The 16105-nt window shown below is 44.5% G+C and carries 15 protein-coding genes; 6 read left to right on the plus strand and 9 right to left on the minus strand.

All coding sequences use genetic code 11. The features are described from left to right. Positions 1–51: 51 nt before the first annotated feature. Entirely contained in the window at positions 52–306 is a 255-nt protein-coding gene (locus Q4549_RS01465) for a hypothetical protein (RefSeq protein WP_303553129.1), read from the minus strand. A 309-nt stretch (positions 307–615) separates the two neighbouring features. Here Q4549_RS01465 and Q4549_RS01470 point away from each other — a divergent pair, with 309 nt between their 5' ends. Then, the gene (locus tag Q4549_RS01470) at positions 616–1386 is read left to right on the plus strand and encodes an SDR family NAD(P)-dependent oxidoreductase (protein WP_303553130.1); all 771 of its coding nucleotides are present in this window, start codon (positions 616–618) and stop codon (positions 1384–1386) included. A gap of 131 nt (positions 1387–1517) precedes the next feature. On the opposite strand, the gene Q4549_RS01475 is transcribed toward Q4549_RS01470, so the two are convergent. Genes Q4549_RS01475 through imuA form a run of 4 tightly spaced genes read right to left on the minus strand, consistent with a single transcriptional unit; the run spans position 1518 to position 7290 of the window. Continuing rightward, on the minus strand, positions 1518–2147 hold the full coding sequence (locus tag Q4549_RS01475) for a CDP-alcohol phosphatidyltransferase family protein (protein ID WP_303553131.1): 630 nt from the start codon (positions 2145–2147) through the stop codon (positions 1518–1520). A 48-nt stretch (positions 2148–2195) separates the two neighbouring features. Beyond that, positions 2196–5255 carry an error-prone DNA polymerase gene (locus Q4549_RS01480; RefSeq protein ID WP_303553132.1) on the minus strand — a complete coding sequence of 1020 codons (3060 nt, stop codon included), beginning with the start codon at positions 5253–5255 and terminating at the stop codon, positions 2196–2198. Next, entirely contained in the window at positions 5255–6637 is a 1383-nt protein-coding gene (locus Q4549_RS01485) for a DNA polymerase Y family protein (protein ID WP_303553133.1), read from the minus strand. The genes Q4549_RS01480 and Q4549_RS01485 overlap by 1 nt, the downstream gene beginning before the upstream one ends. Before the next feature lie 26 nt (positions 6638–6663). After that, complete coding sequence (gene imuA, locus Q4549_RS01490; RefSeq protein ID WP_303553134.1) at positions 6664–7290, minus strand: translesion DNA synthesis-associated protein ImuA; 627 nt, start codon at positions 7288–7290, stop codon at positions 6664–6666. A 221-nt stretch (positions 7291–7511) separates the two neighbouring features. Between imuA and fbp the strand changes: the two genes are divergently transcribed. Next, positions 7512–8528, plus strand: coding sequence for a class 1 fructose-bisphosphatase (gene fbp / locus Q4549_RS01495; protein WP_137672964.1), 1017 nt, complete (start codon positions 7512–7514; stop codon positions 8526–8528). A 2-nt stretch (positions 8529–8530) separates the two neighbouring features. Here the strand turns inward: fbp and Q4549_RS01500 are convergent, their stop codons facing one another. Further along, on the minus strand, positions 8531–9349 hold the full coding sequence (locus Q4549_RS01500; RefSeq protein WP_303553135.1) for a DUF1853 family protein: 819 nt from the start codon (positions 9347–9349) through the stop codon (positions 8531–8533). 136 nt (positions 9350–9485) lie between these two features. On the opposite strand from Q4549_RS01500, the gene Q4549_RS01505 reads away from it, so the two are divergent. From Q4549_RS01505 to Q4549_RS01515, 3 genes are all read left to right on the plus strand, one after another. After that, complete coding sequence (locus Q4549_RS01505; protein WP_137672962.1) at positions 9486–9689, plus strand: DUF2517 family protein; 204 nt, start codon at positions 9486–9488, stop codon at positions 9687–9689. Between the two features lie 77 nt (positions 9690–9766). After that, positions 9767–10519 carry a Nif3-like dinuclear metal center hexameric protein gene (locus Q4549_RS01510; protein ID WP_303508587.1) on the plus strand — a complete coding sequence of 251 codons (753 nt, stop codon included), beginning with the start codon at positions 9767–9769 and terminating at the stop codon, positions 10517–10519. 71 nt (positions 10520–10590) lie between these two features. After that, a complete protein-coding gene (locus Q4549_RS01515) occupies positions 10591–10782 on the plus strand; it encodes a bacterioferritin-associated ferredoxin (protein ID WP_137672960.1) in 192 nt (63 codons plus the stop codon). 13 nt (positions 10783–10795) lie between these two features. On the opposite strand, the gene Q4549_RS01520 is transcribed toward Q4549_RS01515, so the two are convergent. From Q4549_RS01520 to cdd, 3 genes are read right to left on the minus strand one after another with little or no spacing between them, the layout of a single operon-like run. Continuing rightward, complete coding sequence (locus Q4549_RS01520; protein ID WP_303553136.1) at positions 10796–12157, minus strand: hypothetical protein; 1362 nt, start codon at positions 12155–12157, stop codon at positions 10796–10798. 2 nt (positions 12158–12159) lie between these two features. Then, entirely contained in the window at positions 12160–13335 is a 1176-nt protein-coding gene (purT, locus tag Q4549_RS01525; RefSeq protein WP_303553137.1) for a formate-dependent phosphoribosylglycinamide formyltransferase, read from the minus strand. 10 nt (positions 13336–13345) lie between these two features. Continuing rightward, positions 13346–14191 carry a cytidine deaminase gene (cdd, locus tag Q4549_RS01530; RefSeq protein WP_303553138.1) on the minus strand — a complete coding sequence of 282 codons (846 nt, stop codon included), beginning with the start codon at positions 14189–14191 and terminating at the stop codon, positions 13346–13348. 170 nt (positions 14192–14361) lie between these two features. On the opposite strand from cdd, the gene Q4549_RS01535 reads away from it, so the two are divergent. Next, complete coding sequence (locus Q4549_RS01535) at positions 14362–16095, plus strand: glycoside hydrolase family 36 protein (protein WP_303553139.1); 1734 nt, start codon at positions 14362–14364, stop codon at positions 16093–16095. Positions 16096–16105: the final 10 nt, after the last annotated feature.

Here is a 16105-nt window from a genome sequence, read left to right on the forward strand (position 1 = left end):
GTTAACCGTTGAATAAATAAAAGCGGCAGCCTATGGCTGTCGCTTTCTATTTTAATGCGATGCATATATACGACGACTGTATGATACATTCTTTGGTCGAGTTAATTCGTTTACCTTGATGTAGCTATCTACCGAAGAGTACTGCTTGATAGACGGCGCTGTGTACATGTTGCGCTGCATGTCCTCAGTTTTTTCCCACATGCTAATGGTAGAGTAATGCTTATTACAGCAAGGGCCGCTGGCCATACTGAGGCTAGAATAAAACATTCCCATAAATAAACTTAATGCGATTAGTATTTTATTCATTGTTCTTTCCTCTTATTGATTACACTTAAATAGAACGTTTGTTTTTGTGTTTATGTTCACGTTTATTTTAATTATTTTTTTTTACTGCTTCTGAATCTTCGATGTTCTATTTAAATCATTTACTTAGCGCCTTTACCTGTTTAATTCGTTTTTAGTCTTTTAGATGCATTGAGTAAGTCACTGCTTGGTGATTTGCTAGGTAACTTACCTTGTCCCTCCGGTTTGTAACTCTGTTACTCGCGCCGTAAGCGTTAACTTAGCGTCATTCCAGAGCAGCAAGTGGCTGCACAAACAGAGTAGGGGTAAGCAATGAATCACTTTTTTAATTTAGATGGAAAGGTAGCGGTAATTACTGGCGGTACGTCTGGCATTGGTGCTGCCACTGCTGAGCGCTTAGCTAATGCAGGCGCTACTGTTGTAGTTGCGGGTCGTAAAAATGCTCAAGAGTTTGCCGAGCGCTTAGGTGGAAGTTTTGTTAAAACCGACGTCTCTGATGAAACGTCAGTTAAAAACCTAATGGCAGTCGCCCATGACCTCTATGGAAAAATCGATATTTTGGTTAACTGTGCTGGTGTAAATCGTGGTTACAACACGCTATTGGAGTCTGAGCAAGAAGATTTCGACTTCAACTTTAAGGTTAATACCATGGGAGTGGTGTTTGGAATTAAACATGCGACTCCTTATATGCCAACAGGCGGTAGCATTGTGAATGTCGCCTCAGCCGCAGGTATGCAAGGGGTGCCATATTTAGCTCCCTATGTTAGCTCTAAGTGGGCAGTGTTGGGTATAACTAGAACTGCCGCCTTAGAGCTTGGTGAGCAAAACATTCGGGTTAATGCCATTTGTCCTACCTCCGTTGATACGCCAATGGCGCGCGCCGAAGGCGGAGAGCCGCAACTGCGTATGGAGCAAAAAGCTGTGCCGCTTGGCCGAATAGCAGAACCAGAAGAAGTTGCCGCTATCATTCATTTTTTATCCGCACCTGATTGCGCCTTTGTTAATGGCCAAACTATTGGTGTAGACGGTGGCTTTACTGCAGGTATGAGCATTAATGCTTATAACTGTTTAGCCGAGAGTTAAGTTACATAAACCGATAAGTATCTGGTGAGTGGTAATCACTGCCTGTTGCCACTTTGGTGCTTATTCATGGCTTTATTAGCCACCGGTAATACGCGGTATTACCGGTTTTTTTAGGTTCTAAAAACGCTTTGTTAGTCGCATTCTTTGGGGCTGACGTCGATAAAAGTGGCTTTGGCCGCCAATATGCGAGTGACTGTGGTAATGCTGCACAATGCTGCAAAGGTAAACGCCAAAACGGTAAAGTACTGCGGAAATAAACAAAACAATACAAAGGTGGCAATAGTTTCGGTTCCCTCAGTTAACCCGCCCAGATAGTACAACGACTTATGCGGGTACACTGTATTATCTATGTCGCGTTTAGCGGCCATAATGGCAAAGGTTAAAAAGCTAGACCCGGTGCCCATAAATGTCCAAATAAGCACATTGGCGGCGATGGCATTTTGCTCTGGCGCAGCGAGGGCGAATCCCAATACAATGCCGGAGTAGAAAATAAAGTCACAGACAATATCTAAATATCCGCCAAAATCGCTACAGCCTTGTCGTCTTGCCAATGCGCCGTCTAAGCCATCAAAGATCCGATTGAGGATTATCAGCAACAGAGCCATTTGATATTGTTGAAAGGCTAAAAATGGAATGGCACTTAAGCCAATAAAAAAGCCGATAATGGTGACTTGATTAGCACTAAGGCCTGCTTTGTCGAGGATTTGTGCGCTTAAATCTAACGGCGTCTTTATGATTTTTATGGCGTAGCGGTCTAACATTGTTGTCCTATTTACTTGCTGCTTAACTGTACATTGCCGTTGATTAGTTCAGTGAAAATCGCGTGAACGCACTGAAAGATCGGCTAATAACCACGAACAGTCTTCTAGCTTCCCTGCAATAATGTGTATTACCTCATCGCAGCGCTCTAAACGACCATGAACCTTAAGTAAACGAGATGAGATAAGGGCTTGGCGCTGCGCTTTAGCGGTTGCTGACCAGACTATCACATTGCTGTTGCCTGTTTCATCTTCTAAGGTAACGAAGGTGACATCGGCCGAAGAACCGGGTCGTTGTCGACCCACGACTAAACCTGCCACCTTAACCAACTGACCGTGCTTGCACTGATGTAATTGCGTTTGCGAGTAACAATTTTTTAGTGCTTGATGTTCGCGCAATAAATGCATGGGGTGGCGCCGTAAGCTTAAGCGTGTAGCGAGGTAATCTTGTTTAATATCTTCAATTTCGCTAGGGGCAGTGAGGTTTACCTCGGCTTCCTTGGGCATATCAAATAATGGCAGTGGTGCTTCTGTGCCACTCATTTGCCAGCGAGTTTGATGGCGATGACCCGCTAGGCAAGCAAAAGCATCGGCGGTAGCTAAAGACTCTAGGCTGGTTTTATCTAACTGTTGGGTGAGTTGATTTAAGTGGCTAAACCCTTGGCTAGGGCGGTTTGCTAATAGATGAGCAAATTTGCCTTTATTTAAGCCCTTAATTTGCTTTAAACCCAGCCTAATTGCCCCTTTAGCATGTTGACTGTAATCAAGACTATGCTCCCAATCACTTTGGTTTATATCGATAGGCAGAATGCTTACGCCATGGCGTTGAATATCTTGAATGAGCTGGCTAGGGCTATAAAAACCCATGGGTTGGCTATTGAGTAAGGCACAGCAAAAAGCGGCGGGCTCATGGCATTTTAACCAAGACGATATATACACCAATAATGCAAAGCTGGCGGAATGTGATTCTGGAAAACCATATTCGCCAAAGCCCTGAATTTGTGAAAACACCCGCTCGGCAAAATCTGTAGGGTAGCCACGCGCTTGCATACCGTTAATCAGTTTGTCTTTAAAGTAAGCCAGTTTGCCGTTACGTTTCCAGCTGGCCATTGCGCGGCGTAACTGGTCGGCTTCGCCGCCACTAAACCCTGCGGCCACCATCGCGAGTTTAATTACTTGTTCTTGAAAAATAGGTACGCCTAGGGTTCTGGCTAATACCGACTCTACTTGGGGGCTAGGGTAGTCTACAGTTTCTTCACCATTACGCCTGCGTAGGTAGGGATGCACCATGTCTCCTTGAATAGGACCTGGACGAACAATGGCCACTTCAATGACTAGGTCATAATAGTTACGCGGTTTTAGCCGCGGTAGCATGCTCATTTGCGCCCGCGATTCCACCTGAAAAATGCCTACACTGTCACCTTGGCACAGCATGTCGTAGGTGGCCTTATCATCTTGAGGAATATCGCTAAGGCTAATGGTGCGTTGTTCTCGCTGGCTTAAACTGGCTAAGCAGCGGCGAATAGCACTTAACATGCCAAGGGCGAGCACATCTACTTTCATTAAATGCAGCGCTTCTAAGTCGTCTTTATCCCATTGAATAATGGTTCGGTCTGGCATGGCGGCATTTTCTATCGGTACTAAATCGCAGAGCTTATCTTGTGCAATCACAAAGCCGCCAACATGCTGCGATAAGTGCCGAGGAAAACCACGTAATTGCGATACTAACTCTGCAAAGCTGCGGGCATTATTTTCGGGTAACAAACCCGCCTGCACAATTTTACTCACCGTATTGCTGTTGCCATCGCGCCAATCAATATTGTGGTTTAGCCCATGTAAAATATGCGCGGGGATCGCCAAAGCTTTACCTATTTCGTTAATTGCACTGCGAGTGCGATAGGTAACAATACTGGCAGCCAACGCTGCACGGTCACGGCCATATTTGTTGTAAATATATTGAATGACTTCTTCGCGGCGTTGATGCTCAAAATCTACATCAATATCAGGTGGCTCATCGCGTTCTTTTGAAATAAAACGCTCAAACAATAAACCCACTTGCTGGGGGTTAACTTCGGTTATGTTTAAGCAATAACAGACCACCGAGTTAGCCGCTGAACCGCGGCCTTGGCATAAAATTTCTTGGCGCCTTGCATACGCCACAATGTCGTAGATAGTGAGAAAGTAGTGCTCGTAATGCAGTTCACTAATTAACGCCAGCTCATGTTCTATTTGTGTGCGTAACTCTGTCGATAGGCTATCTCCAAAGCGTTGCTTAATGCCTGCTTCTACAAGTTGACGCAAATATTGCTGGGCGCTGTAGCCTTTAGGGACATTGTCTTTGGGGTATTGGTAGCGTATTTCCTTTAAGTTAAAAGTACATTGCTTTGCTAGTGCGGTGCTACGCGTCAGCTCTTCAGGTAAATAGCGCTGTTGTAAATGCGACCACTGTAATAAACGCCGCTCGGCATTACTGCTAAGTAAAAAACCAGCCTGTTGTACGGTACTGTGTTGACGAATGGCATCGAGTATATCGGCTAACTTTTTTCTATTAGCAAGGTGCATGCGGGGGTTGATAGACGCTACGCAATCAATTTGTTGTTGTTTGGCGAGTTGACGATAGCTATCGAGCAGGCCAACAGGTTGCGATAAATCGTTATGCAGCAGTAAATAAATAGGCTGCTTTAGCTGCTGTTTAAGTTGACTAAGTTGAGCGGCTTGCAGATTTTTATTGGCTTTTACCAACACCAAACACTGATCTAAGCTTTGATCAAATTGCGCCAAACTTAGTTGATAGCTGCCTTTTTTACTGTATTTTCTGGCCTGAGTAATAAATCGGCAAAGTTGCTGATAAGCATTAAGGTTTTTAGCCAATACCACTAACTGGCATTGCTCATCGGTGGTGAATTGGCTGCCAATGATCAAGTTAATATTGCGTTGCGCGGCCGCTTGGTGCGCTCGAACGACACCACTTAACGAGCAATCATCGGTAATTGCAATGGCTTGGTAGCCATAGTGTTCAGCTTGTTCCACCATTTCTTCTGGGTGAGACGCGCCATACAAAAAACTAAAGTTACTTTGTGCGTTAAGCTCGGCAAAAGGGAGAGTACTCATTAGGCAAACCAGCCATGTAAAAACCATTGTTTATTTTCATGGCAAATCCACGCAATGCCTTGCTGCGGGCATTGCGCCATATAGTAATCTCGATTAATGCTTTGTTCATCCCACCAACCACTGGCGATACGCTCTGGTGGCGAAAGCAACGTGAAGTGCTGAATATTAATAGGTTTTAACTGGGGCAATAGCCAGCAGGGCCGAGGAAACAGACTCGGGTAGTTAAGCATATCTTGCTGTTGCAGGGGTAAATACTGGCTGGCACGCTCGGGGCGATAATCGGCTTGGCAACTTAAGCGGCTGATGGAGTGCTCGCCTAAACGTACGCTGAGCTGATCAAACAATAAGTTGTCATCGCTGGATTGCTGCTGTTCAAATAGGCTACTCACCTCACTACCTAGGGGATAAAGCGCCTGGCAATAAAGGGAAAATTCGAGCACCGCCGCAGGCAGGCGTAGCGTTTCTAGTTTTAGCCTAAATAGGGCTAACCAATCTTGGCTGGTTTGTAATAAGCGAGCGCTTTTAAGGCTTACTTGCTCACTGGGTTTATCGCGAAAAGATAAAGTAAGCAGTAAGGTGTTACTGCATAGCTGACGCTGCCTTAACCACTGCTGTAAATGCTGGCAGGCTTGCTTGAGGGGAAAGCTTAAACCTTGGATAGTGTGAGTTTCACTTAATAAGGGGAAGCGCTGTTGATAGCAGGCCTTTGCTTGAATAAAAGTAAGCGGCGTATTTTGCAAACCCAGGGCTTGGTCTAGAGCACCTAAGCTCTCTTCACCAAGGCGTTTACGCAATTCGGGACGGGGCAGGTTGCTAAGCTGTTTGATGGTATATAAACCCATTGCCTGCAAGCTAGTGACTTGGGCACTAGGAAGATCGCTATAACTTAAAGCTAGGTCGGGCAAATGTTTGGTACCTGTTTCAGGGTGCTTTATATCTTGCGAGCGCACTAACCAACGCGCGGCTATGGCTGTTTCTGCGTAAGCGATCCGAAAACTAACTTGCTGGCGCTGATAATGCTCTGCTAGTTGTTTTAGGTGCTTTTCTGGTTGCTGGTAAATACTCAGCATGCCAGCCCCGCTGATGTATAAACCTTGCTCTTCATGTAAAGCAACTTGAGCGCAATACTGTAAAGCTTGTTGAGCCAAGCTGTCGAAATAGGCCTCGCACGATAAATCGGCTTGTTCGTACAAATGTAATTGTGGCGCTAGTTGGTAGGCTGTGTTCAGAGAGCTACCTAAATATACACCTAGCTGATAAGCGACTTGGTTAAGTTGGATGATCTGCTTGTTGTGATGAATCGCCAAGGCGTGCTCAGCGGGGTGCTCGCGCTGTAGTAAGTCCAGCGCGAGCTGAGGAAAATCAAGGTAAATCCAGTACATGTGTTGCTTGCATCATTAGCACTGGCTTAATTAAGTCGTGGCATGCTTTGCTCGTAGAGCGGCGCGCCACCACGGCGTTTTAGCAAGTGGTAGTTAATTTGGTTAGGCGCCTTACTAGGGTGTAGGGCTATTCGTACACTGGCGCTAGAGCTTTGCTGTTGTTGCTGTAGCGGTCTAAATAAATAACTTAGGCTGTCGCCTTGTTCTGCAGCCAGTTGTAAACGGCGACTGGCTTTTAAATCTAAGCCATCTACCCAACCTAATACCGCACTGCATGAGCCACTTTTTAGGGCTTGCTCAATGGTCCACGTTATATCGCTACATTGCTCTGGGCGAATAACAATCACTTTGCTTATGTCTACGCCATGTTGTTGTAGGGCAGGCGCGTTAGGCATAAATGGCGGTGCTACCCAAATGATCCAGCGAGATTGTTGACTCAATTTTGCCAGAGCAGGAAGCAGCAACTGTAATTCGCCAATACCGTGTTGCTGATAAAGCACCTCGGTAATACCGCCTTGTGGCCAGCCATGGTTAGGTAGCTGTTGGTCAAGCTGTTCAAAGCCACTTGAATGAACGTCAAGATGACTGTGTTGCCATTGGCTGCCTTGCCATACCTTGTTGCTTTGTAGCAGTTGTTCAATTTGTTGTGCCATTGTTCGCTCCATGCTCTAAGTCAATGTCGAAGTTTAACTGTGTTTTTATACAGTGTATGGATATACAGTATTACCTGTTCAAAGAATTTGCAAATATTTTTTTCAATTATATGTATGACAATTATCCCTCGGCGCTAGTAATTTTTCGTAAATACTTGCAAAATAACATTGAGGACTGAAAAGGTTTTCATTAGGAAGCGTGCTAATAAATAGGGATAAAAATGATAACTCTTGGTGAATACATAATAGAAAAACAACACCAGTTTCCCGATGCAACAGGGGAGCTAACCCAGCTGTTGGGGGCTATTCGTTTAGCTTCTAAAGTCGTTAACCGTGAAATCAACAAAGCCGGCCTGGTTGATATTATTGGTGCGACGGGCATTGAAAACGTTCAAGGAGAGGTACAACAAAAGCTAGATTTGTATGCGAACGAGAAATTTAAAGCGGCCTTAGAAGCCCGTGGTGAGGTATGTGGTGTAGCCTCTGAAGAAGAAGATGAGTTTGTGAGTTTTGATAGCTCGCGCTCCATAGACAGTAAATACGTCGTATTGATGGATCCTTTAGATGGTTCGTCGAATATTGATGTAAATGTATCAGTAGGCACCATTTTTTCTATCTATAAGCGTATCAGTCCCTGTGGTACGCCTGCAGTATTAGAAGATTTTTTACAGCCGGGTAACCAGCAAGTGGCAGCAGGTTATGTGGTATACGGCTCCTCAACCATGTTGGTATATACCACGGGTCATGGGGTTCACGGTTTTACTTGCGACCCATCGCTAGGGGTGTTTTATTTATCTCACGAGAATATGTCCATTCCAGAAGATGGTGTGATTTATTCAATTAACGAAGGTAACTATCTTAAGTTTCCTACGGGCGTGAAAAAATACCTTAAGTACTGCCAAGAAATAGAACCGGACACTAAGCGCCCATATACCTCGCGTTACATTGGCTCGTTGGTCTCTGATTTTCACCGTAATTTATTAAAAGGCGGGATTTATATATATCCTTCTACGGCTTCGGCACCAGAGGGTAAGTTACGCTTATTATATGAATGTAACCCAATGGCCTTTTTGATTGAGCAGGCAGGTGGTAAAGCGAGCGATGGCTTTGATCGGATTATGGACATTGTTCCTAGCGAGCTTCATCAGCGTATTCCGTTTTTCTGCGGCAGTACCCAGATGGTAGAAACCGTAGAAGGCATGATGCGCGAATATTCCTCTGAAGAGCGAAAGCGCTAAATTTACCGGCTATGTAGCTTAGCATTTGCCCTAACGAGCCAATCGTTAGGGCAAATGAATACTCGTTTGGCGGGTTGTTGGCCATTTTTAGGTAGGTACAACTGTATTGGTCCTTTACTGAGGTCTAAGGCTTTTTCACAATCGCTGAGATGATAAGCCGCTGGATTTAACCATTGCTGCTTAGTTAAACGCTTCCACTGGCTTTGCTGCATGTGTTGCCAGTGCTGAAGGTCATACCAATGAAGATCTTGTGGTTGAGTGTGCTTAGGATCAGCAAGTTTAAATAAATAACCCGGTAATAAAATTCGCTGTTTAAATGTGTAATTGGGGTAGGGGCTGCGCAGTTTTTGAATCTGCGGATGACGGCCAAGCGGTAGCTGCTTTAGTAATAGTTTACTGAGCTTATTGTTGAGTCGATCTTGCTGGTTGGGCCCTAAATAATGTTCACTCTGCGGAGATAATTGAGCGGCTAGGTAAAACTTTACCGCCAGTTCCCAATGTTCTATCTGTTGCTGCGAATGATTAAGCAATAGAAAATCGATAGCTCCTTGAGTGCGACCATCTTGTTGCACCGCTACATTGTCGGCCAATAACTGCCAATCGGGATGAAGCGCAATTAAACTGCGCCACAGCTGCTCAAAGTACAAACCTAAACGAGGATTAGCATCAACTTGCTTGGCTAATGCTAAATGCTGCTCTAGTGCTTGTTGCCAGCCTTTCTGCCAACCCTTATCTACGGTAAAAGGAAGTGGCTGAATACCTAGCAGAGCAGGGGCGTGTAAACACCAACGTAAATCCTCAATGAAACTCTGCCTATCCAAAAATGTTATTCCTTTGTTATTTTTTTACATCTTTTTAAACCAATAGCTTTTTATTTCGACATTTTTCATGGTTTTTGTAGTTTTATTACTAAATGTTGGCTACTATTTAGTGGTCAAACCAGTCGAGGTGTTCGAAATGAGTAAGCAATTTTCTACCAGCATTATCATCGTTCGTCGTATCGCGTTATTTCTAGTTGGCCTAGTGTCTTTCCCTTTTGTAGCAATGGCTGGTGTTAGAGCGCCATTTTACAGCGCATTACATCGCCAATGGATCAAACGTAACGATCGTCCAAGCTGGATGCAACAAGCAGAGCAAAACAGCCAGTTTGTATTGTTTTAAGTAAAGCCTACCAGCTAAAGCTTGTTTCTGATCGGGTCTGCTACTTACAATGTGCCAAACCATTGTGAGTTAATGTAATGAAAAATACCCGATTAGAAAACATATTAAACCAGCATTTAGAAAGCGTTAAGTTTAAAGACTATTGCCCTAATGGTCTGCAAGTTGAAGGCCGTGAGCAGGTTAAGCGAGTGGTTACAGGGGTTACTGCCTGCCAAGCCTTAATTGACCAAGCTATTGAAGTAAACGCCGATGCTATATTGGTTCATCATGGTTTTTTCTGGAAAAACGAAGCCGCAGTCGTTACCGGTATGAAACGCCGTCGTCTACAAGCGTTGTTAAATCACGATATCAACCTTTATGCTTATCACCTCCCATTAGATGTTCATCCCGAACTAGGCAATAACGCACAGTTAGCCAAGCGTTTGGGGATTACTTTAAAACGCGGTTTAGAGCCGTGGGATCCACGCAGTGTGGCAATGGTAGGCAAGCTCGCCGAACCTGTCTCAGGTGAAGCTTTTGCCGAGCGTATTGAACAAGTATTACAGCGTAAGCCTTTACACATCTCCAATCAGAAAAGTATTCAAAAAGTCGGTATTTGTACTGGTGGTGGTCAATCATATTTAACACTGGCCGCAGAGCAGGGCTTAGATGCCTTTATTAGCGGTGAGATATCCGAAAATACCGTACATACCGCCAGAGAGATGGGCATTGACTACTTTGCGGCGGGTCACCATGCTACCGAGCGCTATGGCGCACAAGCATTAGGTGAGTGGTTGGCTGTAGAGCATGGTCTCGATGTCAGCTTTATTGATATAGATAATCCAGTATAAACTGAAAAAGATATTGCGAATGATAATGGTTCGCAATATAATTGCTGTATTGTTATTAGTGAGGTGCAGCAATGTTTGTATGTTTATGCCACGGAGTTACCGACAAGCAAATTAAAGAAGCGGTGCAGCAAGGCTGCGAAAGCTTAGCCGATGTACGAGAAAAGCACGGTGTTGCGTCGCAATGTGGTAAATGTGCCAGAATGGCTAAAACCATCATTGATAAAGAATTAGAAATAACCCCAAAATACTACGAAGTAGCCTAACGTATTGGGCTACTTACTCCGCATCATCGCGGTGGATCAGCAAGTCAAAGCCTTTATCCCGCCAATATTGAATCAATTCAGATTGTACTCCTAGGATCGCCAGCGACACTTGCTGATCTTGGCAGCGTTGTTTTACGCTTTGCCAAAAAGCGCGGTTATCATTATTCACATTTAGCAAAATCCACATATCCAGTGAAATCACTAATACATCTACTAAATCTAATACCGTAGGGTGGTTTTTGAGTTGAGCTACTAAGTTAGGCTGCCAAGCTAATTTTACTTGTTGTTGCTTAATTCTTATCAGGCTCGACAAATTATCCATGGGAAATTCAGGGCTAAAGGCCAGCATGATATTGCTATAGTGCTTGGCAATACGCGTTAGCTCTATGTTGTTTTTTAACAGCTCATATTTGAAGTGATGCCAATACACCGCGTTAACCGGTTCACTAAATTCGCGTGTTTCGTCGCTTCGTCGCTGCGTTTCTGGCCAGTCCCAATATCCTATTAGTTCATTTTCATAGGTACAGTGAATTAAGTAGTGGCTATGTTTAGTGGTATCGCTGAGCTGATTAAGTTTATGTCGATAGAGCCGGAAAAATTGTCGGCTAAGGTAGGCAACTTGATGCGTAAACTGGTTATAAAGCAAAGACGTATAAAGATTTAAACCATAGTGTTTAGTGAGCAAAGTAATGCTGTTTTTAAGGGTAGATTGTTCTTGAAACAATAAAAACAAGCCAGGGCGGTGTAACACTGAGGCGAGACTTTCTATCACGTCGATGATTTCTGGGTCATCATCAAATACCGATACCACGACCAAATTAGCCTGCTGCAATAGCATTTGCACATTGTCTTGTTTAGCTTGCCAGGTATGGGTTTCGCCAAACCCTAGGTTTTTCATCTGCTGTTGCAAATCTTGGTCTGCCACTGGGCTATAAATGTAGACCGATTTGTTTGCTGCCCACTCACGATATTGCGCATTAATTGAATTACACCAATGGGTAAAGTGCTCGTTCAACTCTTGTTGGCTTTCGCAGTAAGTAAAGTCGGGTAAATTAAAGGCCATATTGGGCATTTTCCCTACCAAAAATACCGAAATCTGCGATTGTTCTTCTAACAAACCCGCTAATAGCGTGAGTTGGTTGCTATCAAGCTGAGCGCAGTTAAACACAATGGCATCAAATTCATTAGACTGCTGCAGTTGTAACTGCAATTCGTCTATTTGCGTGACTTCTACATTTTCTAAGGGGTAGTGGGATGGGATCGCGGTTTGCTGAAACCACAATATTCTAAGTAATTTTGAGGAGACAGGAGTGGTACTTGGCGCCAGTAATAGCGCCAATTCATCGTCATTTATGGAAAATGACCCCGAGGTCATGCTTAGTAAGTGACCTTAACCTTAGCGGCTACGTGCTTAGCGTTAGTTACCGCTTGCTCGATGCTGTCGCTAAGATTTAGCGCTACGCCTAAACGGCGCTGACCATTAATATCTGGCTTGGAGAATAAACGCAATTGGCTGTCGGGGAAATCTAAAGCCTCGGCTAAACCACTATAGCGAATATTCTCTGAGTTACCGTCGCCCATAATAACTGCAGAGGCGCTGGCGCCAAACTGGCGAACTTGTTTAATCGGTAAACCCAATATGGCTTTTGCATGTAAGGCAAACTCAGATAAGTCCTGAGAAATTAGGGTAACCATACCGGTATCATGGGGCCGCGGTGATACTTCACTAAAGTACACTTCGTCACCTTTAATGAATAGCTCTACACCAAATAAACCATAACCACCAAGTTCGGTGACTATTTTACGCGCTACATCTTGAGATTTAGCTAATGCTTGCTCAGACATGGCTTGAGGTTGCCATGATTCACGGTAGTCGCCGTCTTCTTGGCGATGACCAATGGGCGCACAAAAATGAATACCGTCTACTGCCCTAACCGTAAGTAAGGTAATTTCGTAATCAAAATCAACAAAGCCTTCTACGATAATTCGACCCGCGCCAGTGCGACCGCCTTCCTGTGAGTAATCCCAAGCGGCGTTGATTTGGCTGTTATCACGTAGCGTCGATTGGCCTTTACCCGATGAACTCATTACCGGTTTAAGTACGCAGGGCAAACCTACATTGGCAACGGCCTGTTGGCATTCTTCTAAGCTATCGGCAAATTGATAAGCAGAAGTCGGCAGGCCTAGTGTTTCTGCTGCTAAACGGCGAATACCTTCGCGGTTCATGGTGAGTTGCGTAGCACGAGCGCTAGGAGTAACAGCAAAGCCTTGCTGCTCCAACTCAACTAAAGTTTGGGTTGCTATGGCTTCAATTTCAGGAACAATGTGCTGCGGTTGTTCTTTTAATATCAGCGCCTTAAGCGCTTCGCTATCAAGCATATCAATCACATAACTGCGGTGAGCTACGTGCATTGCAGGAGCATTGGGGTAGCGATCTACCGCGATAATCTCAACGCCGTAACGTTGTAATTCAATGGCAACTTCCTTGCCGAGTTCGCCAGCTCCGAGCAATAACACTTTCGTTCCAGAAACGCTTAGCGCAGTTCCTAACATTTAAATACTCCTACGTTGAAGGGTAGCTATGGTGGACCATAGGTTTTTGAGAATGTTCCGCAAAATTCTGTAATTCTTGCTTAAAGCTGAATTGATTGTCCTTATGTTCCCATAATTCGAAACGTTCTACTTTGTCTAAGCTCAGATGATTTAGCGTTAGCTGTGATAATAAAGTGAGAAGCGGCGAGAGAGAAGGGTTAAACGCAACGTTTTCTAGGTAACAGCTCCAAGCGAGCACTTTGTCGCCAGCGTAAGCAAACATCGCACTTTGTACTTGGGTATAGGGCGCGTAGCTGGCTTTTGCAAAATCGGGGGATTGTGAGGCAGTGCTTAACGCTAAACGGGCTAGCGGAGTAGTAACGCCTAAATCTTCAGGACCAAAGGATTGTGGTAACAATTCTGGAAAATCATAGCTCTGCTGATTAAAGCGAACACTTAGCTGATTGGCATTGGCTAACTCATTAATGAACTGGCGGCAATAACCACAGGGCGCTGCGTTAATCACTAAGTGAGTGAGTTCGCTGGCTTGGTGGCTTAAGGCATTAAAAATCGCGCTTTGTTCGGCGTGCAAGCTGCCTGTGAGCGGGCCATAGGCTAACTCGTAATTAGCGCCTAAAAACAGTTGTTGCTGTTTATCTACTGCCACAGCACCAACATTAAAATTAGACTTGGGTGCAAAAGAGAAACTCGCGGCTAGTGGTAATAGTCGCTCGGCTAATTCAATTGTCGTGCAGTTTAACCTTTGGCAAAGCGCAGCGGTTTGTTTGCTATTTAAGCGACTTGGTATTAGTTCACTATTAACAACCGTTTTTAGCCCATTGAGCAGAGATAGATCTTGTGGGGTGGTTTCAGACATATTATCGTTCCCTTTATTTTGTCGAAGCTAGCAAGAAATCATGATTTAGTCATGATTAGTTTGCTAAGGCTTCGATTATAATCTGCCGCAATCGTGTTTACTGAAGATAGATCACTAATATCTAAGGTAGAGACTAGCGTGTAATTTATTGTAACTAAAGGTGTTGATAAGTGTTTTCTAACTTAGACTCTGTTCTTCAATTGGTTCGCCAGTGGCAACTGCCTTCGCCACAACATCAAATCTTATACACCCCGCAGTGGGACAAGCAACAATGTGTGGTACGAATCGACAACTTGTCTGCGAATAGTTTGCAATTGGGTCCAATTGATTTGTTTTCAGGGCAATTACCTGAGAACGCCCAATTTCATGGTGAAGGGTTTCAAATGTTGGCGCAAAATTATGGTAGCGCCCAGCACATTACAGCCATTGGTCGTTGCCCTGATGCTGGTGAGTATCGCTTAAGTGAAGACCGCGATCATTTCACCGCTTACAATCAGTTACTTATTGAGTGTGACGGGCAATATACCCTTTTAGGTTTTAGTTCCTGCGAGCGTTTTAGTGGCTACTTTAAAGTGTACCCTGATGGTCGATTGATCATTGGTATTGATACCGATACCTTAGCTGTAGCCGCTCGTCACCATATAACGAGTGAAAGCTTGTTTGTGGGCCACAATGCTAGCCGCGAAGCACTGCTTGAAGAATTTGCAGAGGCTATTGAACAGCAGCACCCACGCTTACAGTGGCCGAGTAAACCAAACGGTTGGTGTTCTTGGTATCACTATTATGCCGATATTAGCGCCGCTGATATTGAAGAGAATCTACAGCAATTAATTAGCCCTCATGATCAACTTGAATACTTGTTAATTGACGACGGTTACCAAGAGTTTATGGGGGATTGGTTATATCCTTCGGAGCGTTTCAGTGGCGGGGTAGAAAACCTATGCAAGCGGATCCGTGAGCAAGGTAAAGAGCCTGCTATTTGGGTGGCACCGTTTATTGCCCAAGCTGAATCTCGTTTGTTCCAACAACACCCAGAGTGGTTTGTAAAAAATCAATTTGGCCAACCCTTAGCGGCTGAAGAAGTTACTTATGGCGGCTGGCGCTGTACACCTTGGTATGTGTTAGATACCACTCAGCCAGACGTGAACCGTTACCTACATGATGTATTTAGCCATATGTACCACCATTGGGGCGTGCGTTACTTTAAATTGGATGCCATTTACTGGGGTACTCTGGCTAAAGGTTATCGAGCCGATCCCAATAAAACACGTATTGAAGCCTATCGTATGGGCATGGAAACGATCAATAAAGCGTGCAATGGTGATGCATACATCTTGGGCTGTAATGCGCCAATGTGGCCATCGTTAGGTTTAGTTCACGGTATGCGTATCGCCGATGATGTTGATCGAAACATTGGCCGCTTTAAGCAAATTGCTAAAGAAACGTTTTTCCGCAATTGGCAAGACCAACGTTTATGGCATAACGACCCAGATTGCGTGACTTTAAATAACATTCCACATCAGCAAACTACCGCCGCCGCTTACAATTGGCACCGTATAAGTGTGTTGGCCAGCAGTGGATTGGTATTTTCTGGTGACCGCCTAAATCAGTTAAATGCTCAACAGCGCGACGTACTAACAGTACTAGAGCAAAATAGTGCAGACGCCGCACGTTTTGACGATTTTTCTTTGCAACACGCAAAGCAATATCAACAACAGCAGTTAGTGCGCCAATATTGGTTTAACTGGAGCGAGCAACAAAGCTTACATATAGAGATTGAGCTTGATAGTGAGCAGTGGCAAGTTCTATGGGCAGATGCTGACTTTACTGTGCAAGGCAAGGGTGATAAACAAACTATTGTTTTAGCGCCAAACAGTGCAGTGGTATTTGAAAGAAAAGCGTAGCGGCAACTGA

This window comes from Agarivorans sp. 2_MG-2023 (assembly GCF_030548085.1).
Lineage (GTDB): Bacteria > Pseudomonadota > Gammaproteobacteria > Enterobacterales > Celerinatantimonadaceae > Agarivorans.